The organism is Actinomadura sp. 21ATH (genome assembly GCF_041951345.1).
Classification (GTDB): domain Bacteria; phylum Actinomycetota; class Actinomycetes; order Streptosporangiales; family Streptosporangiaceae; genus Spirillospora.
Map to the genome: position 1 here is coordinate 1,183,634 of NZ_JBGNUR010000002.1, position 20,171 is coordinate 1,203,804.

Here is a 20,171-nt window from a genome sequence, read left to right on the forward strand (position 1 = left end):
GCAGAGGAATGATGTTTTAATCCACGGATATGTGGCCATCGTCACAAAAACCGTGGTTTCGGTGGTACGAGCCGGGCGTCCCGACCGAGCCGGAGGTCCCGGACGTCTCCGTGATCTCGCTGCTGGACGGCGCCGCGGAGCGCCATCCGCGGCGCCCCGCGCTGCACTTCTACGGCAGGACGCTGACGTACCGGGGGCTCAGGGAGGCCGTGGACCGGTTCGCGTCCGGCCTGCACCGGCTCGGGGTCCAGCCCGGCGACCGGGTGGCGCTGGTCATGCCCAACTGCCCGCAGCAGGTCATCGCGTTCTTCGGCGTGCTGCGGCGCGGCGCGATCGCGGTGCCGCACAACCCGCTCTACACCGGCGAGGAGCTGGCGCAGCAGATCACCGACTGCGGCGCGCGGGTGGCCGTGGTCCTGGACCTGTCGTACGCGGCGGTGCGCGACCTCCCGCTGGAGCGGATCGTCGTGGCCTCGCTCGCCGACTACCTGCCGTGGCGGCTGCGGGCGGCGCTGCGGCTGCCGGTGGTGGAGGCGCAGCGGCGGCGGAGCGGCCTGACCGCGGAGGTGCCGGACGAGCCGCGCGTGGTGCGGTGGGACGAGATGCGCAGGCCGCCGCACCGGCACGTGCGCCAGTACCCGCTGGACCCGTCCCGGCACCTGGCCGCCATCAGCTACACCGGCGGTACGGAGGGGCGCCCCAAGGGGGTGATGCTCACGCACCGCAACCTGGTGGCCAACGCCTGCCAGCAGCACGCCTGGGACACCAGGGCGCGGGACGGCGGCGAGGTGACGCTGGGGGTGCTGCCGCTGTTCCACTCGTTCGGGCTGATCAGCTGCCTGGTCGCGCCGGTGATGAAGGCGGGCGCGGTGGTGCTGCTGCCGCGGCTGGACTGCGCGCAGATGGTCCGGGCGATGCGGCGGCACCGGCCGACGATCTTCCCGGGCGTCCCCACGCTGTACGACCAGGTCCTCGTGCATCCGCGGCTGCGGCCGGGCGACCTGCGCCGGGTGCGGGTGCTGATCTCGGGCGCGGCCGGGCTGACCGAGCGGACGATCGAGCTGATCGAGGCCGCCTGCCCGGGCCGGCTGATCCAGTGCTACGGGCTCACCGAGGCGTCCCCGGCGGTGACGGCGAACCCGATCGGGCCGCGCGCCCGCAACCTGACCGTGGGGGTGCCGCTGCCGGGCACCGAGGCGGTCGTCGTCGACCCGGACGAGCCGACGCGCGCGCTGCCGCCGGGACGGCCCGGCGAGCTGGTCGTGCGGGGGCCGCAGGTGTTCGCCGGGTACTGGAACGCGCCGCTGGCGACGGCGGAGGTCCTGTCGAAGGGCTGGCTCCGTACCGGCGACATCGCCGTGATGGACCGGGACGGCTTCCTCACCATGCTGGAGCGCCGCAAGGACGTGGTGAAGGTGAGCGGCTTCAGCGTCTTCCCGTCGGAGGTCGAGGAGGTGCTGCGCCGCCATCCGGCGGTGTACGACTGCGCGGTCACCGGTGAGCCCGACGAGCGGCGGGGCGAGCGGGTGATCGGGCACGTGGTGGAGCATCCGGCGTACCCGTTCTCGGCCGACGAGCTGCGCCGCCACTGCGAGCGGAGCCTGGCGCACTACAAGGTGCCGGCGGAGTTCCGGCCGCGGCAGGACCTCCCCCGCAACCTCCTCGGCAAGGTCCTGCGGAGGGTGCTGCGCGAGGAGGGCCTCCGGCCGGCCGCGCACGGGCGCTGACCGCCGGCTCTAAGGTGGTCCGAAACGATCACCGCCGGAGGGGCCGCATGACCACCGCCGACCAGCGCCGCCGCGAGACGATCACCACCGTGGTGCTCACCGCGGTACTGGCGGCGCTGTTCTCGCTGTATCCGGTGCTCAACCACGGCCCGGCCCGGTGGAGCCCACGCATGCCGCTGGACGCGCACATCCCGCTGTGGGAGCCGATGGTGGTGCCGTACGTCTCGGCGCTGCTGCTCGGCCCCGCGACGCTGGTGTACTTCGCCGTGAAACGGCCGCGGCTGGCCCACTCGGCGCTGCTGGCCGGGATCATGCTGCTGGTGACGGCGTTCCTCTTCTACGTCTTCGCGCAGACGCGGATGGAGCGGCCGGAGATCACCGGGGACGACCCGTTCTCGGCGCTGCTGCGCCTGGTCTACGGCAGCGACCAGGCGTACAACTGCTTCCCCAGCCTGCACACCGGGTTCTCGGTGGTGATCGGGCTGCACTGGCTGTGGTCGGGGCATCGGGCGGGCCGGTACGCGGCCGCCTGGTGCGTGCTGATCATGGCGTCCACGCTGCTGGTCCACCAGCACTACATCGCGGACCTGCTGGCCGGGCTGGCCGTGGCGGGCGCCGCCTGCCTGGCCGCCCGCCGCGCCGAGCCCCTCCTCGCCGCCCGCCACCCCACGCTCTCGCACCCCCCGTGTTGACTCGTGGCGTGTCTCCCTTTTCGCGTGGCCGCCGGGGGGAGACACGCCACGAGTCAACCTTCGGGGCGGCCGTCCCCGGGCGGGAGCGGGCCCGCGAGCACGTCGCGCAGGGACGCGTGCCGGAACTCGTACACCGGGCCGACCCGCCGCAGCACGTTGCGGCGGTACGCGTCGTCCAGCGCGCCCAGCACGTCCCGCGGCAGGCGCCCCCGGCTCACCACCCTGGCCAGCCACAGCCGGACGATCGCGACCGCGCCGGCCTGGCCGCTCGGCATCGCGGCCACCCACGGCGCCCCGTACGTGAACGCGCCCGCGGCCGCGCAGAAGAGGCCGAGGACCACCCCGATCAGCGGGTCCACGGTGAACGCGGTCAGCAGCGTGATCGGCACACCGTAGGCCGCCCCGAACACGGCCGCGACCGTCCGGTCGGTGCGCAGCAGCCGCTGCGGGTGCGCGACCTGCACGGTGGCGTCGGGCGAGGCCGCGGAGTACACCAGGGCGATCGGGAGGATGAACGCGACACCGGCCGCCAGGCCCGCCCAGTCGTGGGTGAACGCCCAGCCCGCGGCACCGCCGAAGATCGCGGTCAGCGCGCCCGCCCGGAACATCTGCGGCAGCCGCCGGCGCCGCGCGCCCCGGAACCGCAGCCGGGACGGCGGCGGCTGCTTGAGCGCGGCCGCCGCGCCCAGGCCCAGCCCCCACCCGGCGCCGAGCAGCGCGCCGGCCGCGGCGCCCCACATCGGATCGGCCCACCGGTAGACGTGCAGCCACTCGTGGAACAGCAGGCCGAAGCCGAGCCCGGCGGCGGGCCCGACGGTGAGCACGGTGACGAGGGCCGCGAGGATCCGCTCCCAGCGGCCGGTCAGCTCCCACCACCTGATGTCGTTGCGGTCCTCGTCCCGCATGCGCCGGGCCAGGTGCGCGAGCCACTCGCGCGGCCGCGCGTCCCCGCCGTCGTCCGCCGCGCCCGCGTCCGCGTCGTCCGGGTAGGCGTGGTCGACGAGCGAGCTCAGCAGGTGCCGTTCGAGGGAGGCGGTGTCGGCGTACGAGAGGAGGTCGTGCGGGTCGCGGCGGTCGTCGTCGTAGATCTCGAACGCCAGCGTCGCCATCAGCGGGTTGGCGAGCACCCCGGCGGCGGGCACCGGCTGCTCCAGGTGCCGGAGCACCGACGCCCAGCGGTCCCGCTGCCCCGGCGACACCGTCCGCGCGGCGTGCTCCCGCAGCCGGTCGAGGCCGAGCGGCCGGACCTCGTCCACCCGCGCCCCGGGGATCGCGGCGCGCCGCCGGCCGGCGCGGGTCAGCGACACGGCGCCGCGGTACGCGCCGGTCAGGCCGGTGAGGACGACGCCGGGACGCTCGGGGTCCTCCTGGTCCCAGCGGGCGGCCCAGTCGGCGATCCGCGCGAGCGCCTCGGACCGCAGCCGGCGCGTCTCCGCCGCGCTCCCGGGCCGGTCGCCGGGGACGCCGATCTCGTCCAGGCCGTCCAGGATCGGGCGGACCCGGCCGGCCTCCAGCAGCGCCCGCGCGCCCGTCAGGTACGCGTGGCTCTCCTCCAGCTGCGCCGCGATCCAGTCCACGAGGGTGCTGCGGTCCGAGGGCTCCCAGCCGGCCAGCGAGACGTAGACCGGGACGGGCGCGCGCGGGACGCCGTCCTCCTCGCGGGCGCGCCGCTTCCACTGGTGGACCAGCCCGACCGTGATGAGCGCGGCCAGCAGCGTCTTGCCGCCGCCGGGCCCGCCGAGGATCACCCAGCAGCGGGAGCCGATCGCCGAGTAGGCGTCGACCGCGGAGCGCGCCGAGTCGAGCGTCAGCGGCGCGTCCGGCCCGTCCGGCCCGGCCGGGTGCCCGGTCGGGCCGAGCGGCCTCAGGTCGATCGGGATCAGGCCGTGCTCGCGGGTGAGGCCGCGCTTGGCGACCTCGTCCGCCCAGAACGCCTCGACGGCGTCGGCGAGCTTGGCGGCGCTCCCGTCCAGGCCGTCCCCGGACGGGCCGGCGTCGCCCCCGGGCCGGCCGGCCACCGCCCAGCCGCTGAGGAAGATGCCGAGCTGGAGCAGCACCGCCACCGGGCCCGCCGTCTTGTCGAGGACGTCCAGCAGCCCGCCCCACCAGGCCGCGGCGAGGGCCGCGGTCAGCACGGCCATCAGCGCCCACGGCGCGAACCTGCGCCAACCACCGCTCATGATCAACGGATGATAGCCACCCGGCGGAATCCCCGTCACCGAAAAAGGCAAGGAGAAAACGCTCTCCCTGCCATTTTCAATATATAGCGCACAGGGGGACTTGCGGCAAGGCCCCGGTCGCGTTGCAGAATCTGCAGCCGACGCCATGACCAGCGGAATTCGCGAATGGCGATGGGGGGCATTTCATGGTCGACGTGATCATCGTCGGCGGCGGGCCGGCCGGAATGATGCTGGCCGCCGAGCTGCGGCTGCACGGGGTGGGCGTGGTCGTGCTGGAGAAGGAGGCGGAGCCGGCCGGCCGGGCCCGCGGGCTCGGCCTGCACGCCCGGAGCATCGAGGTGCTGGACCAGCGCGGCCTGCTGGAACGGTTCCTCGCGCACGGCCGGAAGTATCCGCTCGGCGGTGGCTTCGCGGGCATCGCCAAGCCGCTGCCGGACGGCGTGGACACCGCGCACGCGTACCTGCTCGGCATCCCGCAGCCCGTCACCGAGCGGCTGCTGACCGAGCGCGCCGCCGAGCTGGGCGCCGAGATCCGGCGCGGCCGCGAGCTGGTCGGGCTGAGCCAGGACGGCGGCGGGGTGACCGCCGAGCTGGCCGGCGGCTCCCGGCTGCGCGGGCGCTTCCTCGTCGGCTGCGACGGCGGCCGCAGCACGGTGCGCGGGCTGCTCGGCATCGGCTTCCCCGGCGAGCCCGCCACGGTCGAGTGGCTGATGAGCGAGGTGGAGGTGTCCGAGGCGCCGGAGGCGATGGTCGCCGCGGCCGCCGAGCTCGGCTCGCCGCATATCCGGTTCGGTCCCGCCGTCCACGGAGGCGGGGGCGAGGGCGGGGACGGGGCGTACGCCTTCGTCCTGCGCGCCGAGGACGTGGCCGAGGACCGCACGGCCCCGCCGGCGTTCGAGGAGTTCAGGCGGCGGCTGGTGGTGCTGGCCGGCACCGATTTCGGCGCGCGCTCGCCGCGCTTCGTCACCCGTTTCGGCGACGGGACCCGGCTGGCCGAGCGCTACCGGTCCGGCCGGGTGCTGCTGGCGGGCGACGCCGCGCACGTCCACCCGCCGGTCGGCGGGCAGGGCCTCAACCTGGGCGTCCAGGACGCGTTCAACCTCGGCTGGAAGCTGGCCGCCGAGATCGCGGGCCGGGCGCCGGACGGCCTGCTGGACACCTACCAGGCGGAACGGCGCCCGGTGGCCGCGGCCGTGCTGGACCTGACCCGCGCGCAGACCGGGCTGATGTCCCCCGAGCCCAACTCCCGGGCGATCCGGGAACTGATGTCGGAGCTGATGGATTTCGAGGAGGTGCGCCGCCATCTGGTCGAGCGGACCACGGCGATCGGGATCCGGTACGACTTCGGCGCGGGCCACCCGCTGCTCGGCCGCCGCCTGCGGGACGTGCGGCTCAAGCGGGGCCGCCTGTACGAGCGCATGCACGGCGGCCGCGGCCTGCTGCTCGACCGGACCGGCCGGCTCTCGGTCGCGGGCTGGGCGGACCGGGTCGACCTCGTCGCCGAGGGGAGCGACGAGCTGGACGTGCCCGCCGTGCTGCTGCGCCCGGACGGCCATGTGGCCTGGGCGGGCGAGGAGCAGGAGGACCTCCTCGCCCATCTCCCCCGCTGGTTCGGCGCGCCCGCCGCCTGATCGCGAGCCGGTTATATTCGGCGCCATGCCGTCGACCGAGCAGCGGGCGCCCCGTCCCACCGGCCCTGCCGGTCCCTCCGGGACCGCCGGGATCACCGAGGGGAACGCGCTGGAGTTCCTGGTGGACAACGAGGCGGCCTGGGGGCGGCTCGCGGGCGACATCGCGGCGGCGCGGTCGTCGGTGCGGGCGATGGTGTTCATGCTGGACGCCCCGTACGTCCGGCTGGCGTTCGAGCGGGACCCGCCCGCGGCGGTGCGGCCGGAGGTGCTGCTGCTGGAGGCGGCGCGGCGCGGGGCCGACGTGCGGCTGGTGCTGAACCACGTCACGCCCGCGTTCTCGCCGGCCAACACGACCTGGCCTGTCGAGCGGTTCTTCCGGCGGCACGACCCCGAGGGGCGGGTGCGGGTGCGGCGCCTGCGCACCCCGCAGACGCTGCCGATCCACGCCAAGGTGATCGTGATCGACGACCGCGTCGCGTACCTGGTCGGGTCGGTGTTCTCCCAGGAGTACTTCGACGGGCGCCGGCACCTGATCGAGGACCCGCGCCGGGGCGCGCCGCGGTGGCGCGGGGCGCTCGGGGTGCCGGTGCACGATGTGAGCGTCCGCGTGGAGGGGCCCGCGGTCGCCGACCTGGACGACGCGGTGCGCCTCCACTGGGAGCACGCCGAGCCGTCCCTGGGCACCCCCGGCGGTACGTGGCCGCGCCCCTCGCCCGGGCCCGCGGGGAAGACGGCGGCGCGGGTCACCCGTACCCTCGCCGGGAACGGCCGCTTCGCCGGGCGGCCCGGCGGCGAGACCGGGATCCGGGACTCGTACCTGCGCGCCCTGTCCGCCGCCGAGCGGCTGGTCTACCTGGAGAACCAGTACCTGACCTGCCCCGAGATGGTGGACGCGCTCGTCGGGGCGGTGCGGCGGGCGCCGGACCTGGAGCTGATCCTGCTGCTCAACATCAGGCCGGACGTGCCGTACTACGTCGGCTGGCAGCGCGAGGCGCTGGAACGGCTGCTGGCGGGCGTGGGCGCGGCCGGGCGCGACCGCGTGGGCGTCTTCACGCTCTGGAGCCACGAGACCCGCGAAGGCGACGGCGGCGGCGGGCGCACCCGGATCCTGCGCGACCACGTGCACTCCAAGGTCGCGATCGTCGACGACTCCTGGCTGACGGTCGGCTCGGCCAACCTCGACGGGCTGTCGCTGAGCCACAGCCAGCACGAGCTGCGCCGGCCCCCGCTGATCCGGCTCGGGCGGCCGCTGGGCGCGGCGTCGCTGCGCGGCGACCCGTGGCAGGCGCGCGCCTCGGAAGTCAACCTCGCCGTCGACGGGGACGAGGCGGGCCGGCTGCGCCGCGACCTGTGGGCCGAGCATCTCGGCCTGCCGGGCGGCGCCCTCGCCGAGCGCCCCGGCGGCGGCTGGCTGGGCCTGTGGCACGAGCGCGCGCGGTCGAAGCTGGACGGGCTGCGCGCCCCCGTCCCCGCCGTGAGCGACGTGCGGGTCCTCCCCTACCCGCACCGGGACGGGCGGCTCCCGCGCCGCTCGGACCGCCCGCGCGACCACCTGCGCGCGCTCGGCGTCGATCCGGAGCGGGTGGAGGTGCTGGAGCGGGCCGGGCGGCGGCCGCGCCGCGGGCGCTGACGCCGGGCCGGGGACGCGCCCGGCACCCATCGCGTTGACGCGGTGACCGCATGCGGTTGGAACGTGGCCATGTACGGTCCGATCACTCCAAAAGCGCCGGAAATCGTTCATCGTCCCCAGGAGAACGGCAGTTCTCCTCAGGGGCAGAGAAGGGTTTCCGTCCGTGGTCGCTCACCGGTCCCGTCCACTCGTCGCGGGCACGCTCGTCGCGGTCCTCGCCGCCACGCTGCTGTCGATCGCCGCGTTCCCGCGCGAGGCGCGCGCGGCGCTCCCGGCCAATTTCCAGGAACGGACGGTCTTCTCGGGCCTGACGATGCCGACGAACGTGGAGTTCGCGGCGGACGGCCGCGTGTTCGTGGCCGAGAAGAGCGGGATCATCAAGGTCTTCGACTCGCTGACCGACACGAGCGCGACGGTGTTCGCCGACCTGCGCCCGCAGACGTTCAACGGCTGGGACCGCGGGCTGCTCGGCATGGCGCTGCACCCGGACTTCCCCGCCGACCCGCGGGTGTACGTCATGTACACCTACAACGGCGTGCTGGGCGGGCCGTTCCCGCGCTGGCCGTCCGCCGACGGCGGCAACGAGCAGTGCCCCGACCCGCCCGGGCCCAACAACGAGGGCTGCGTGGTGGCCGGGCGGATCTCGGTGCTGACGCCGGCCGTCCAGGCGGACGGCGCGCTGCGGGCGGCGCGGGCGGCGCGGGCGGCGCCGAGCGAGCAGGTGCTGCTGGAGGACTACTGCCAGCAGTTCTCCAGCCATTCGGTCGGCACGATCGCGTTCGGGGCCGACGGCATGCTGTACGCGGGCGGCGGCGACGGCGCCAGCTTCCAGTACGCCGACTACGGGCAGAAGAACAACGCCTGCGGCGACCCGAACCGGCCCGCCGGGACGCCGCTGGCCGCGCCGGCGGCCGAGGGCGGCGCGCTGCGCTCGCAGGACCGCCGCACGCCCGCGGACCCGACGACGCTGGACGGCACGATCGTCCGGCTCGACCCCGACACCGGCCGCGCCGCCGCGGGCAACCCCACGACCAGCGGGGACGAGAACGCCAAGCGCATCGTCGCGTACGGCCTGCGCAACCCCTACCGCTTCACGATGCGGCCCGGCACGAACGAGGCGTGGCTCGGCGACGTCGGCTACACGACCTGGGAGGAGATCGACCGGGTGGTGTCGCCGACCACCGAGGTGCGCAACTTCGGCTGGCCCTGCTACGAGGGGAACGGCCGCACGGCCGGGTACGACGCCGCCAACCTGACCATCTGCGAGAACCTCTACGCCGCCGGCGCCTCCGCGGTGACCGCGCCGCGCTACACGTACCGGCACAGCGACCTGATCGTGCCGGGCGAGAACTGCGACACCGGCAGCTCGTCGATCAGCGGGCTGGCGTTCTACGCCGGGAGCACGTACCCGGCGCAGTACCGCAACGGCCTCTTCTTCACCGACTACGCCCGCGACTGCGTGTGGGTGATGAAGGCGGGCGCGGACGGGCTGCCCGACAGCGGCAGGATCGAGACGTTCGCCACCGACGCGGGCGGGATCGTGGAGCTCCAGCAGGGGCCGGGCGGCGACGTCTTCGGCGTGGACGTCCTCAACGGCCGCGTCGTCCGCTACACCTACAACGGCGTCAACAACCCGCCGGTCGCCGCGATCAAGTCGGACGTGACGAGCGGCGCGACGCCGCTGACCGTGGCGTTCGACGGCAGCACGTCCAGCGACGCCGACGGGAACGTCCCGCTGACGTACGCGTGGGACCTGGACGGGGACGGCGCGTACGACGACTCGGCCGAGGCCAGGCCGTCCCACACGTACACCGGCAGGGGCCGCCACACGGTCGGGCTCAAGGTGACCGACACGCGCGGGGCGAGCGACACGGCGAGCACGGTCATCACGGCCGGCTCGACGCCGCCGGCGGCGTCGATCACCTCCCCGGGCGCGGGCCTGACGTGGAAGGTCGGCGACCGGATCGCGTTCTCCGGGCAGGCCGCCGACGCCGAGGACGGCGCGCTGACCGGCTCCGCGCTGAAATGGCAGCTGATCATGCACCACTGCCCGAGCGACTGCCACACCCACACGCTGACCGGGCAGGACGGCGCGAGCGGCGAGTTCACCGCGCCCGACCACGAGCATCCGTCGTGGCTGGAGCTGCGGCTGACCGCGACCGACTCCGACGGGCTGTCCGACACCCGGTCCGTGGAGCTGCATCCGAGGACGGGCTCGGTCACGCTGGCCAGCGACCCGCCCGGGGTGCCGCTGACGCTCCTGGAGAGGACGCAGCAGGCCCCGTTCACCGGCACGGTCATCGACGGCTCCACCGTGTCGGTCTCCGCGCCGACCCAGGCCACGCTGGTCGGCAACAGGGTGTACGAGTTCGAGGGCTGGTCGGACGGCGGCGCCGCGACGCACAACGTCACCGCGTCCGGGTCCCCGCTCACGCTGACCGCCAGGTTCAGGCCGAAGGCCAACCTCGCGCTGAAGCGCCCGACGAAGGTGTCCAGCGTGGAGAAGGCCGGGCTGGAGGGGCCGAAAGCGGTGGACGGCGTCCCGGCCAACCCACCGCCGGGCACCCGCTGGTCCAGCGCGCGCGGCGACGCCCAGTGGATCGAGGTCGACCTCGGGTCGGTGCGCAGCGTGGGGTACGTGCTGCTGCGCTGGGAGGCCGCCTACGGCAAGGAGTACCGCGTCCAGACGTCCACGGGAGGCGGCGTCTGGACGACCGTCCACACCCGTGCGAACGGCGACGGCCAGCTCGACGAGGTCCGGTTCACGCCGCGCGACGCCCGATGGGTCCGCATGTACGGCGTCAAACGCGCGACCGTGTACGGCTATTCGCTGTGGGAGATGGAGGTCTTCGACCGCTGACGCCCGTGGCGGGAAATCGGGGCCGATGACGCGTGGTTGACTACTCGGGTGCTTCTGGAGCGTCTTGTCGAGATCGGCCGGGAACGGGCGGGCACGCCCGGGGCCGGGGGAACGGTCGTGTACGACCGGCACGGGGTGCTGGTCGTCCGGGTCGGGGACGTGGTCGTCAAGGCGCACCAGCCGAACCGGGAGGGCGGTCCGCCGCTGGCCCTGCGGATGCGGATCGCCGACGCGCTGCCCGGCCTGCTGCTCACCTCGCTGGGCCCGCCGCTGGAGGTCGACGGCCGGGTGGTCACGCTGTGGCCGTACGGGGAGCCGGTCGATCCGGAGGCCGACCTGCCGTGGGAGGACGCGGGCCGGCTGCTCGCGCGGCTGCACGCCGTCCCGCCGCCGGAGGGGACCCCGGTGCGCGGGCGGCGGGAGCGGCTGGTGCGGCTGGTCGCGGAGCTTCCCGGCGGGCCGGAGACCGAAGTGGTCCGGCGGGCGTTCGGCACGCTGCCGGGCTGGCTGCGCGGCGAGGGGCACCCGCCGGACACGGAACGGACGCATCTCGTTCACGGGGACTGGCACCTGGGGCAGATGGTGCGCGTCCAAAACACGTGGCGATTGATCGACGTCGAGGATCTGGGGCTCGGGGACCCGGCGTGGGACCTGGCCCGGCCCGCGGCGCTCTACTCCGCCGGGGTGCTGGACCCGGAGCACTGGGCCCGGCTGCTGGGCGCCTACCGGGCGTCCGGCGGTCCGGCCGTGCCGGCGGAGGGGGATCCGTGGGAGGTCCTGGACGTGCCCGCGCGGACTCTGGTGATCCAGATCGCCGCCACGTGCGTCCAATCCGCGCGGGCGGGCGACCGGCCGCTCGACGAGGCCGCACAGGCCCTCGTCGGCACCTGCAGCAGAATCTCCAGCGTGGGCACCCCGGCATGACCTGGCGCCGACCCTGCCCTACATTTAGCCTCTACCTGGGGATCCATACCGGAAGGACGACAAGGCGATGCACTGTCCCAAGTGTCGTGGCGTGATGCGGACCTACACCCGCAACGGCGTCCACATCGAGCAATGTGACAACTGCCGGGGGATCTTCCTCGACTACGGCGAGCTGGAGGCCCTGAGCAGGGCGGAGGCGCAGTACCGGCCCGCCCCGCCGGCGGCGCCCGCGGCACCCGCGTGGGGCGCCCCGGCGGCCCCCGCCGCCGTGCACCACCACCACCACGGCGGGCACCACCGCCCGTACGGCGGCGGCGTTTTCCACATGCTCTTCTCCACCTGAGCGTCCACCTGAGCGGCTCAGGGGGGACGTAGGCGAAGGCCCGCGGGATCGGCCGATCCCGCGGGCGTTCCGCACACCGCGCCCGGTAACACGGGCGCCGTACACCGGGCACGGGCCGAAGGCGCGTGGCTACAGGCGCGGGTCCACGGGCTCGGACTCCAGCGCCAGCACGGCGAAGACCGCCTGGTGAACGCGCCACAGCGGCTCCCCGCCGGTGAGGCGGGTCAGGGCCTCCTCGCCCAGCGCGTGCTCGCGCATCGCCAGCGACCGCTTCCGGCCGAGCGACCGCTTCCGCAGCCGGTCCAGATGGGCCGGCTCGGTGTAGTCCGGGCCGTAGATGATCCGCAGGTACTCCCGGCCCCGGCACTTGATGCCCGGCTGCACCTTCCTGTCCTCGGGGAGAGGCCCCAGTGGCTTGACCACCATCCCCTCGCCGCCCTCGGCGGTGTGCTTCTCCCACCACCGCACCGCGGCGTCCACCGACTCCGGCGCGCCGAGGTCGACCACGTGCGACTCCGTGCCCTGCAGAAGTCCCGAGGCGTCGGCGGCGACGAGCCGGCCGAGCACCTCCAGGTGCCAGTCGTGGCCGCGCAGCGCGCCCCACGCGGCGCCCTCGCCCGCCAGGATCTGGAACGGCGCGAGCCTGATCCCGTCCAGGCCGTCGACCGGCCAGCAGTAGCGCGCGTACGCGTCCCGGAAGAGCCGGGCGTTGGCGGCCCGGCGGTCGATCCGGTCGCGCAGGCCCGCCACGTCCAGGCCCCGGCCGGCCGCCCGCGCCAGCGCGTCCGCGGCCACCGGCAGCGCGGCGCCCGCCGCCGCGCCCGTCGCCGCGTACTGCGTGCGGATCAGGTCCATGGCCTTGGCCGACCACGGCAGCAGCTCGCAGTCCAGGACCAGCCAGCCGGTCTCCAACTCGTCCCAGAGCCCGGCCGCCCCGATCGCGGCGCGGACGCGGTCCAGGACCCCCGCGGTACGGGCCCCGTCCCGGAAGAACGCCCGCCCGGTGCGGGTGAAGAGCGCGCCGGTGGTGCCGTCGTCCACGCCGAAGCGCGCGGCGGCCACCTCCGCGTCCCGGCACACGACGGCCACGGCCCGCGACCCCATGTGCTTCTCCTCGCAGATCACGCGGTCCAGGCCGAGGCTCCGGTACGCGGCGAACGCCTCCGCCGGATGCTCCAGGTAACCCTCCAGCGGCGAGGTGTCGGCGGGCGCCATCGTCGGCGGCAGGTAGACCAGCCAGCGCGGGTCGACGGCGAAGCGGCTCATGACCTCCAGGGCCGCGACCGCGTTCTCCTCCCGTACCGTGACGCGGCCCATCAGCCGGGTCTCCACGCCGCCGGTCCCGAGGACGTCCTCGATCTTGAGCACGTCGCTCTCCCGGTGGCCGCCGGCGGCCGGGATCGACCGCTCGGACTCCAGCGGGCGGGTCGGCTCGTACCAGACCCGGCGGGCCGGAACGGCGTGCAGCTCGCGCTCGGGGTAGCGCAGCGCGGTCAGCTTGCCGCCGAACACGGCGCCGGTGTCCAGGCAGATCGTGTTGTTGATCCACTCGGGGACGGGGACGGGCGTGTGCCCGTACACGACCATCGCCTTGCCGCGGTAGTCGCGCGCCCACGGGTAGCGGACCGGCAGGCCGTACTCGTCGGTCTCGCCGGTGGTGTCGCCGTAGAGCGCGAACGAGCGGACGCGGCCGGACGCGCGCCCGTGGTAGTCCTCCTTCAGCCCGGCGTGCGCGACCACGAGCCGGCCGCCGTCGAGCACGTAGTGGCTGATGAGGCCGTCCATGAAGCGCAGCGCCTCGTCCCGGAAGTCCGCGGGCTCGGCCTCCATCTGCTCCAGCGACTCGGCCAGCCCGTGCGCGATCCGCACCTTGCGGCCGCGCAGCGCGCGGACCAGCTTGGCCTCGTGGTTGCCGGACACGCACAGCGCCTGCCCGGCCGCGACCATGCCCATGACCAGGCGCAGCACGCCGGGGCTGTCGGGGCCGCGGTCGACGAGGTCGCCGACGAACACGGCCGTGCGGCCGCCCGGGTGGTTCGCCCCGGCGGCGCGGCCGAGGGCGTCGCGCTCGATCTCGTACCCGAGGTCGGTGAGCAGGTCCTCCAGCTCGGCGCGGCAGCCGTGCACGTCGCCGACGATGTCGAACGGCCCGGTCAGCTCGCGCCTGTCGTTCCACGCCCTGTCGAAGGTGATCGTCGCGGCGTCGATCGCCTCGGTGCCCTCCAGCACGTACGACCGCTTGAACTCGCGCTGCTGGAGCGCCCGCAGGCCCCGGCGCAGCTCGCGCCGCTGCCGCGGGATCACGTGCGGCGGCAGCTCGCGGCGGTCGGGCCGGGCCGCGTTGCGCTCGGCGGCGACGTGCTCGGGGACGTCCAGGACGATCGCGACCGACAGCACGTCGTGGTCCTTGGCGATCCGCAGCAGCGCCTCGCGCGACTTCGGCTGGACGTTGGTGGCGTCCACGACGGTCAGCAGGCCGCGCCGCAGCCGCTTGCGCACGATGTAGTGCAGCAGGTCGAACGCGTCGCCGGTGGCCGACTGGTCGTTCTCGTCGTCGGACACCATGCCGCGGCAGCGGTCGGACGACACCACCTGCGTCGGCGCGAAGTGCTTGGCCGCGAAGTGCGACTTGCCCGAGCCCGACACGCCCACGAGGACGACGAGCCCCATCTCCGGGACCTTGATCTCCATCAGCCCGCCTCCTTCACGAAGACGCCCATCTGGGTGGGCGCGCCGACCTCGGGGTCGTCGTCGCCGACCGGGACGTACCGGACCCGGTAGCCGTAGGCGGCGGCGACCCGCTCCGCCCACGCCGCGAACTCGGCGCGGGTCCACTCGAAGCGGTGGTCGGGATGGCGCATAGCGCCGGGGGCGAGCCCGTCGTAGCGCACGTTGTACTCGGAGTTCGGGGTGGTGACGAGCACGGCGCGGGGCCGGGCGTCGCCGAACACGACCCGCTCGACGGCACCGAGCCGGGGCGGGTCGATGTGCTCGATGACCTCCATGAGCACCGCCGCGTCGTGGCCGCGGAACCGCTCGTCGGTGTAGGTCAGCGCGCTCTGCAGGATCTCCACGCGCGGCTCCCGCTCGGGGCCGTGCGCGTCCGGCCGCCCGCGCCGGTTCGCGATCTGGACGGCCCGGTACGAGACGTCCACCCCCGTGATCCTCGTGAACCGGGGATCCTGCTTGAGCCGGGCGACCAGCTTGCCGGTGCCGCAGCCCAGGTCGGCGACGCGGGCGGCGCCCTCGGCGTGCAGCGCCTCCAGGACGGCCTGGATGCGCCGCTCGGCCAGCGGGACGGGCGGCGGCGCGGCCTCCGTCCCCGGCTCCGGCTCGGGCGCGGCGCCCGGCTCGGCCGCGGTCGGGTCGGCCGGGGGCGGCTCCTCCTCCAGCGGGTCGCGGTCGAGGGCGTCCTCGGGCGAGTCGTCGGCGTCGGCGAGCCGGCCGAGCGCGGCGCGCACCAGCCCGCGCCGGTCGGCCAGGTAGCGGCGGGTGATCGCGGCCCGGTCCGGATGCGCGGCCAGCCAGCCCTCCCCCGCGCGGATCAGCTTGTCCACCTCGTCCGGCGCCATCCAGTAGTGCTTGGCGTCGTCCAGGACGGGCAGCAGCACGTACAGCTGGTTGAGCGCGTCCGCCAGCCGCACCTCGCCGGCCAGCCGCAGCGTCACGTACCGCGAGTCGCCCCACTCGGGGAACCCCGCGTCCAGCGGGACGGGCTCGGCCGCCACCCGCCAGCCGAGCGGCGCGAAGAAGCGCTCCGCCCGCTCCGGGCCGCCCCGGCAGGGCAGCGCGGGCAGCGTGATCTCCAGCGGGATCGGCGCGGCGGCCAGCTCGGGGCGGGCGTCGCAGCGGCCCCGCATGGCGGTGCGGAACGTGTTCGCCATGGCGGAGGCGAGCAGCGACGACGCCGCGTACGGCCGGTCGTTGACGTACTGACCGAGCGAGAAGTCGGGGGTGTTGCGGCCGCGCGTGCGCACCAGCGCCACCGGGTCGACGTCGAGCAGCAGCGCCGCCGTGCAGCGCTCCCGGCCGGCCTCGGGATAGAAGACGTGGGCGGTGCCGTAGGACTGCGAGAACGCCTGCACGCGATCGGGATGCTTGTGCAGCAGGTATCCGAGGTCGTCCGCCGGGGCCGCCGTCGTGGTGATGGTCAAAAGCACGCCCCACAGTGTGGCCGAATAACCGGCGTTTCCGAAAAGGATTTGGCGCGGCCCGCGAGCGGCCGACACAATTCACGGGAAATGAGCAGACATCCGAGGCGCGCGACCGCGCAGGAGACCGTGGCCATCCTCGAGCGCGGCGCGTACACCGCCCCCTCCGGCCGTACGGTCGGCATCGCCGGGGCGCTGGACCGCGCGGTGCGCGGGACCGTGCTGCACACCCCGTCCGAGCTGGAGTCCGCGCCCTCGGGCGAGCGCGGCGCGACCCTGGTCGAGGTCACCGGGGAGACCACGCTGGCGGCGGCGCGGCGGCTGGGCGACGGCGGCGGCGAAGTGCCGCTGGCGCTCAATTTCGCCTCCGCGAAGAATCCCGGCGGCGGATTCCTCAATGGCGCGCACGCGCAGGAGGAGGGGCTCGCCCGCTCGTCCGGGCTGTACACCTCGCTGCTGTCGGCGCGCGCGTTCTACGACTTCCATCGCGAGCAGCGCGACCTGCTCTACAGCGACCACATGATCTACTCGCCGGGCGTGCCGGTGTTCCGCGACGACGCCGGGCGGCTGCTGGAGGAGCCGTACGAGGTCGCCTTCCTCACCTCGGCCGCGCCCAACCGCGGCGCGATCAAGGACCCGGAGCGGCTGGAGCTGCTCCCGGGCGCGCTGCGGCGGCGCGCCCGCAAGGTCCTCGCGGCGGCGCTCGCGCACGGCCACCGGCGGCTGGTGCTGGGCGCGTGGGGCTGCGGCGTCTTCCGGAACGACCCGTACGAGGTGGCCGAGGCGTTCGCCGAGCCGCTGCGGGGCGACTACGCGGGCGTGTTCGAGCACGTCGTCTTCGCCGTCTGGGACACGGCCGCGGGCGCGCCGCGGCACGCCGCGTTCGAGGCGGTCTTCGCGGGTTTCGGCCGCTGACGCCGCCGGGCCGCGCGGCGTCCGCGTGAGGCCGGGCACCGCGGGCCGTTCCGTTCGGGGGGACGGCCCGCGGCCGCGCGTCAGACCTTGCCCAGCACCTCGGTGGCCAGCAGCTCCAGATGGTCCAGGTCGTGCAGGTCCAGGACCTGGAGGTAGAGCGTCTCGGCCCCCAGCTCGGCGAACCTGCCGATCTTGTCCTGCAGCTCGGCCGGCGTGCCCGCCAGCCCGTTCTCGCGCAGCTCCGGCACCTGGCGGCCGATCGCCTCCGCCCGCCGGGCGATCTCGGCCTCGTCCCGGCCGCAGCAGACGACCTGCGCCGCCGAGTACACCATCGGCCGGGTGCGGCCCGCGTCCCGGCAGGCCGCGCGGACCCGGTCGAACGCCAGTCCCGTGTCGTCCACCTGGTGGAACGGCACGTTGTACTCGTCGGCGTGCGCGGCGGCCAGCCGCGGCGTGCGCTTGGCGCCGAACCCGCCGATCAGCACCGGCGGGCCCTCGGGCCGCACGGGCTTGGGCAGCGCGGGCGACTCGGCCAGCCGGTAGTGCCGGCCGTCGTAGTCGAACGTCTCCCCGGCCGGCGTCCGCCACAGCCCGGTGACGATCTCCAGCTGCTCCTCCAGCCGCTCGAACCGCTCGTTCAGGCTCGGGAACGGGATCCCGTACGCGGTGTGCTCGGCGTCGAACCAGCCGGTGCCGACGCCGAAGTCGACCCGGCCGCCGCTCATCTGGTCGACCTGCGCGACCGCGATCGCCAGCGGCCCGGGCAGCCGGAACGTCGCCGCCGTCATCAGCGTGCCGAGCCGGATCCGGCTGGTCTCGCGGGCCAGCGCGCCCAGCGTGACCCAGGCGTCGGTCGGGCCCGGCTCCCCGGAGACGTCCCCCATCTTCAGGAAGTGGTCGGAGCGGTAGAAGGCGTCGAAGCCCAGCTCCTCCGCGGCCTTCGCCACCTTGAGCAGTGTCTCGTAACTCGCCCCCTGCTGGGGCTCGGTGAAGATCCGTAGACGCATGGGACCATCGAACCACGCGCGGCGCACGTTCAAGTATCGGCCAAGCGCATACCGTGACGGGGTCATCACGATTTGAATGGGGCCATGACGATTTTCGGTGTCGACTACTCGTGGGGCCGCCCCGATCCGGCCGCGCTGAAGGAGAAGGACGTCGCGTTCGTGTGCCGCTACCTGTCGCACGACACCACCGGCAAGAACCTCACCCGGGACGAGGCCGCGAAGCTGTCCGCGGCCGGGATCGCGCTGGTCGTGGTGTGGGAGACGACCGCCCGCCGCGCTCTGTCCGGCCGCGCCGGCGGCGTCGCCGACGCCCGGCACGCCGCGCGGCAGGCCGGGGAGGCCGGGATGCCGGACGGCCGCCCGATCTACTTCGCCGTCGACTTCGACGCCCAGCCCCACCACCAGGAGACCGTGGACGCCTACCTCGACGGCGCCGCCGAGGTACTCGGCCGCGACCGCGTGGGCGTGTACGCCGGGTACGGGCCCGCCAAGCGCGTGCTGGACGCCGGGAAGGCGGCGTGGGCGTGGCAGACCCACGCCTGGTCGGGCGGGAAGTGGGACGAGCGCGCCCACATCCAGCAGTACTCCAACGGGCACGAGATCGACGGCGTCGCGGTGGACCACGACCGGGCCACCCGGGACGACTACGGCCAGTGGCGCCTCGAAGACTGACCCGGCGGGCCGGGACTCGCGGCGGGGTCAGCCCGCCGTCAACAGGACGACGGCGGCCGCGACGACCGCCAGCCCGGCGGCCTGCGCCCGGCCGAGCCGTTCCCGCAGCAGCGTGATCCCGAGCAGGACGGGGATCACCGGGTACAGCGACGCCAGCACGACCGCGACGGTGACGAGTTGCAGGCGCGCCGCGAGCATGTAGCAGACCAGTGCCAGCGCGGCGAGCGCGCCGGTCAGCGCCGCGGGCGCCAGCATCCGCGCGGGCAGGCGCCGCCCGCCGCGCAGCATCGGAAGGACGACCAGCGCCGCCGAGCACCGCCCGGCCACCACGGGCCACAGGCCCGAGCCCGCCTCCGCCTGCGCGAGCGCGAGGTACTGCACGCCGATGCCCGCTCCCGCGACGAGCGCGTCCAGGGTCGCGGCCCGCGTCACGTCCCCGTCCGCGGACGGGTCCAGCGACACCAGCCAGAGGGCGGGCACGGCCGCGGCCACTCCCAGCCAGGCCGCCGCCGACGGCCGGTCGCCGAGGAGCACCACCCCGGCCAGCACGGGCACCGCCAGCCCGTTCACCGCGCTGACGGGCACCACCAGGCTCATCGCGCCCCGGGCCAGCCCGCGGTAGAGGAACACCATGCCGAGTCCCGTCCCGATCCCCGACAGGGCGCCCCACGCGAGATCCGCCGGAGCCGGGGCGCCCGTGGAGAACAGCGGCGCGGCGAGCAGCGTGAACAGGAGCCCGCCGAGCTGCCCGCACAGCGCCACCGCCGCGGCCGCGGCCCGCCGCGACAGCAGCCCGCCGGCGACGTCCGCGGCCCCGTAGAGGGCCGCCGAGGCGAGCGCGAGCGCGGCGCCCATCAGGCGCCCCCGGCCTCGCGGGCCGCGGCGCCGACGGGACAGGGCGCGCCGGTCGTGCAGCACTCGCGGTCGCACAGGCGGCAGATGAGGTCGGTGTCGCCGATCCGGCCGTACAGGCTCGCGAGCAGCCGGGACAGCAGGCCGTTCAGGGCCTCGCGGTCCGCGCCGGGCAGGTCCGCGAGGGCGCCGGAGAGCACGGCGCCGCGGGCGGCGAGCAGCTCGGCCGCCGCCGTACGGCCCTCGGCGGTGAGGCGCACGGGCACCGCGCGGCCCCGGCCGCCGCCGCGTTCGGCCAGGCCGGCGGCGGCCAGGCCGTCGACCATCCGGACGGCCGCGGACTGCGACAGGCCGATGCGGCGGCCCAGTTCGGTGACCGTGATCTCGGGCGCCGCGGACAGTGCGACCAGCGCCGCCGCCGCGCTCGGGCCGACGCCCTTCTTGCGGGCGGCGGCGAGGACGAGGTCGGTGACGGCCAGCGAGGCGGCACCGAGCAGGTTGGCCGTGCGGTCATCATGCATGAGTCATGCATTGCCGACAGGAGGGCGCCGAAACGCCCGAATAGGCGGGAGTCTTGCGGGCGGCCT

At 74.9% G+C, this 20,171-nt stretch carries 15 protein-coding genes; 9 read left to right on the top strand and 6 right to left on the bottom strand.

The window, feature by feature from the left end:
* The first annotated feature begins 110 nt into the window (after positions 1–110).
* Together ACA361_RS11850 and ACA361_RS11855 are read left to right on the top strand one after the other, a co-directional pair.
* Positions 111–1,727 carry an AMP-binding protein gene (locus ACA361_RS11850; protein ID WP_375011906.1) on the top strand — a complete coding sequence of 539 codons (1,617 nt, stop codon included), beginning with the start codon at positions 111–113 and terminating at the stop codon, positions 1,725–1,727.
* Between the two features lie 47 nt (positions 1,728–1,774).
* Positions 1,775–2,419, top strand: a complete 645-nt coding sequence (locus tag ACA361_RS11855) for a phosphatase PAP2 family protein (protein WP_375011907.1) — start codon at positions 1,775–1,777, stop codon at positions 2,417–2,419.
* 53 nt (positions 2,420–2,472) lie between these two features.
* On the opposite strand, the gene ACA361_RS11860 is transcribed toward ACA361_RS11855, so the two are convergent.
* Positions 2,473–4,599: a hypothetical protein gene (locus tag ACA361_RS11860; protein ID WP_375011908.1), complete on the bottom strand. Its 2,127-nt coding sequence runs from the start codon at positions 4,597–4,599 to the stop codon at positions 2,473–2,475.
* A 185-nt stretch (positions 4,600–4,784) separates the two neighbouring features.
* Here ACA361_RS11860 and rox point away from each other — a divergent pair, with 185 nt between their 5' ends.
* The 5 genes from rox (at position 4,785) to ACA361_RS11885 (ending at position 11,987) form a co-directional block, all read left to right on the top strand.
* Entirely contained in the window at positions 4,785–6,230 is a 1,446-nt protein-coding gene (gene rox, locus ACA361_RS11865) for a rifampin monooxygenase (RefSeq protein ID WP_375011909.1), read from the top strand.
* Between the two features lie 25 nt (positions 6,231–6,255).
* Complete coding sequence (locus tag ACA361_RS11870) at positions 6,256–7,860, top strand: phosphatidylserine/phosphatidylglycerophosphate/cardiolipin synthase family protein (protein WP_375011910.1); 1,605 nt, start codon at positions 6,256–6,258, stop codon at positions 7,858–7,860.
* A gap of 163 nt (positions 7,861–8,023) precedes the next feature.
* Positions 8,024–10,720 carry a PQQ-dependent sugar dehydrogenase gene (locus tag ACA361_RS11875; protein ID WP_375011911.1) on the top strand — a complete coding sequence of 899 codons (2,697 nt, stop codon included), beginning with the start codon at positions 8,024–8,026 and terminating at the stop codon, positions 10,718–10,720.
* 48 nt (positions 10,721–10,768) lie between these two features.
* On the top strand, positions 10,769–11,644 hold the full coding sequence (locus tag ACA361_RS11880; protein WP_375011912.1) for a phosphotransferase family protein: 876 nt from the start codon (positions 10,769–10,771) through the stop codon (positions 11,642–11,644).
* Between the two features lie 67 nt (positions 11,645–11,711).
* Positions 11,712–11,987 carry a zf-TFIIB domain-containing protein gene (locus tag ACA361_RS11885; protein ID WP_375011913.1) on the top strand — a complete coding sequence of 92 codons (276 nt, stop codon included), beginning with the start codon at positions 11,712–11,714 and terminating at the stop codon, positions 11,985–11,987.
* 129 nt (positions 11,988–12,116) lie between these two features.
* On the opposite strand, the gene ACA361_RS11890 is transcribed toward ACA361_RS11885, so the two are convergent.
* Together ACA361_RS11890 and ACA361_RS11895 are read right to left on the bottom strand one after the other, a co-directional pair.
* On the bottom strand, positions 12,117–14,678 hold the full coding sequence (locus tag ACA361_RS11890; RefSeq protein ID WP_375011914.1) for a polynucleotide kinase-phosphatase: 2,562 nt from the start codon (positions 14,676–14,678) through the stop codon (positions 12,117–12,119).
* Entirely contained in the window at positions 14,678–16,147 is a 1,470-nt protein-coding gene (locus tag ACA361_RS11895; RefSeq protein WP_375011915.1) for a 3' terminal RNA ribose 2'-O-methyltransferase Hen1, read from the bottom strand. Before ACA361_RS11895 ends, ACA361_RS11890 begins: the two co-directional genes overlap by 1 nt.
* A gap of 81 nt (positions 16,148–16,228) precedes the next feature.
* Here ACA361_RS11895 and ACA361_RS11900 point away from each other — a divergent pair, with 81 nt between their 5' ends.
* A complete protein-coding gene (locus tag ACA361_RS11900) occupies positions 16,229–17,053 on the top strand; it encodes a TIGR02452 family protein (RefSeq protein ID WP_375011916.1) in 825 nt (274 codons plus the stop codon).
* 80 nt (positions 17,054–17,133) lie between these two features.
* Here the strand turns inward: ACA361_RS11900 and ACA361_RS11905 are convergent, their stop codons facing one another.
* Entirely contained in the window at positions 17,134–18,060 is a 927-nt protein-coding gene (locus tag ACA361_RS11905; protein WP_375011917.1) for an LLM class F420-dependent oxidoreductase, read from the bottom strand.
* A gap of 84 nt (positions 18,061–18,144) precedes the next feature.
* Between ACA361_RS11905 and ACA361_RS11910 the strand changes: the two genes are divergently transcribed.
* Positions 18,145–18,732, top strand: coding sequence for a DUF1906 domain-containing protein (locus ACA361_RS11910; protein WP_375011918.1), 588 nt, complete (start codon positions 18,145–18,147; stop codon positions 18,730–18,732).
* A gap of 27 nt (positions 18,733–18,759) precedes the next feature.
* On the opposite strand, the gene ACA361_RS11915 is transcribed toward ACA361_RS11910, so the two are convergent.
* Both ACA361_RS11915 and ACA361_RS11920 read right to left on the bottom strand, forming a co-directional pair.
* Complete coding sequence (locus ACA361_RS11915; protein ID WP_375011919.1) at positions 18,760–19,587, bottom strand: EamA family transporter; 828 nt, start codon at positions 19,585–19,587, stop codon at positions 18,760–18,762.
* Positions 19,587–20,105 carry a MarR family winged helix-turn-helix transcriptional regulator gene (locus tag ACA361_RS11920; RefSeq protein WP_375011920.1) on the bottom strand — a complete coding sequence of 173 codons (519 nt, stop codon included), beginning with the start codon at positions 20,103–20,105 and terminating at the stop codon, positions 19,587–19,589. Before ACA361_RS11920 ends, ACA361_RS11915 begins: the two co-directional genes overlap by 1 nt.
* Between the last annotated feature and the right edge of the window lie 66 nt (positions 20,106–20,171).

What these genes read in the sequence shown, in the direction of transcription:
- ACA361_RS11910 (WP_375011918.1), top strand. Translation starts at nt 18,145, where the DNA reads ATGACGATTTTCGGTGTCGACTACTCGTGGGGCCGCCCCGATCCGGCC.
- rox (WP_375011909.1), top strand. Translation starts at nt 4,785, where the DNA reads ATGGTCGACGTGATCATCGTCGGCGGCGGGCCGGCCGGAATGATGCTG.
- ACA361_RS11920 (WP_375011920.1), bottom strand. Translation starts at nt 20,105, where the DNA reads ATGCATGATGACCGCACGGCCAACCTGCTCGGTGCCGCCTCGCTGGCC.
- ACA361_RS11860 (WP_375011908.1), bottom strand. Translation starts at nt 4,599, where the DNA reads ATGAGCGGTGGTTGGCGCAGGTTCGCGCCGTGGGCGCTGATGGCCGTG.
- ACA361_RS11900 (WP_375011916.1), top strand. Translation starts at nt 16,229, where the DNA reads ATGAGCAGACATCCGAGGCGCGCGACCGCGCAGGAGACCGTGGCCATC.
- ACA361_RS11855 (WP_375011907.1), top strand. Translation starts at nt 1,775, where the DNA reads ATGACCACCGCCGACCAGCGCCGCCGCGAGACGATCACCACCGTGGTG.
- ACA361_RS11870 (WP_375011910.1), top strand. Translation starts at nt 6,256, where the DNA reads ATGCCGTCGACCGAGCAGCGGGCGCCCCGTCCCACCGGCCCTGCCGGT.
- ACA361_RS11885 (WP_375011913.1), top strand. Translation starts at nt 11,712, where the DNA reads ATGCACTGTCCCAAGTGTCGTGGCGTGATGCGGACCTACACCCGCAAC.
- ACA361_RS11905 (WP_375011917.1), bottom strand. Translation starts at nt 18,060, where the DNA reads ATGCGTCTACGGATCTTCACCGAGCCCCAGCAGGGGGCGAGTTACGAG.
- ACA361_RS11915 (WP_375011919.1), bottom strand. Translation starts at nt 19,587, where the DNA reads ATGGGCGCCGCGCTCGCGCTCGCCTCGGCGGCCCTCTACGGGGCCGCG.
- ACA361_RS11890 (WP_375011914.1), bottom strand. Translation starts at nt 14,678, where the DNA reads ATGGAGATCAAGGTCCCGGAGATGGGGCTCGTCGTCCTCGTGGGCGTG.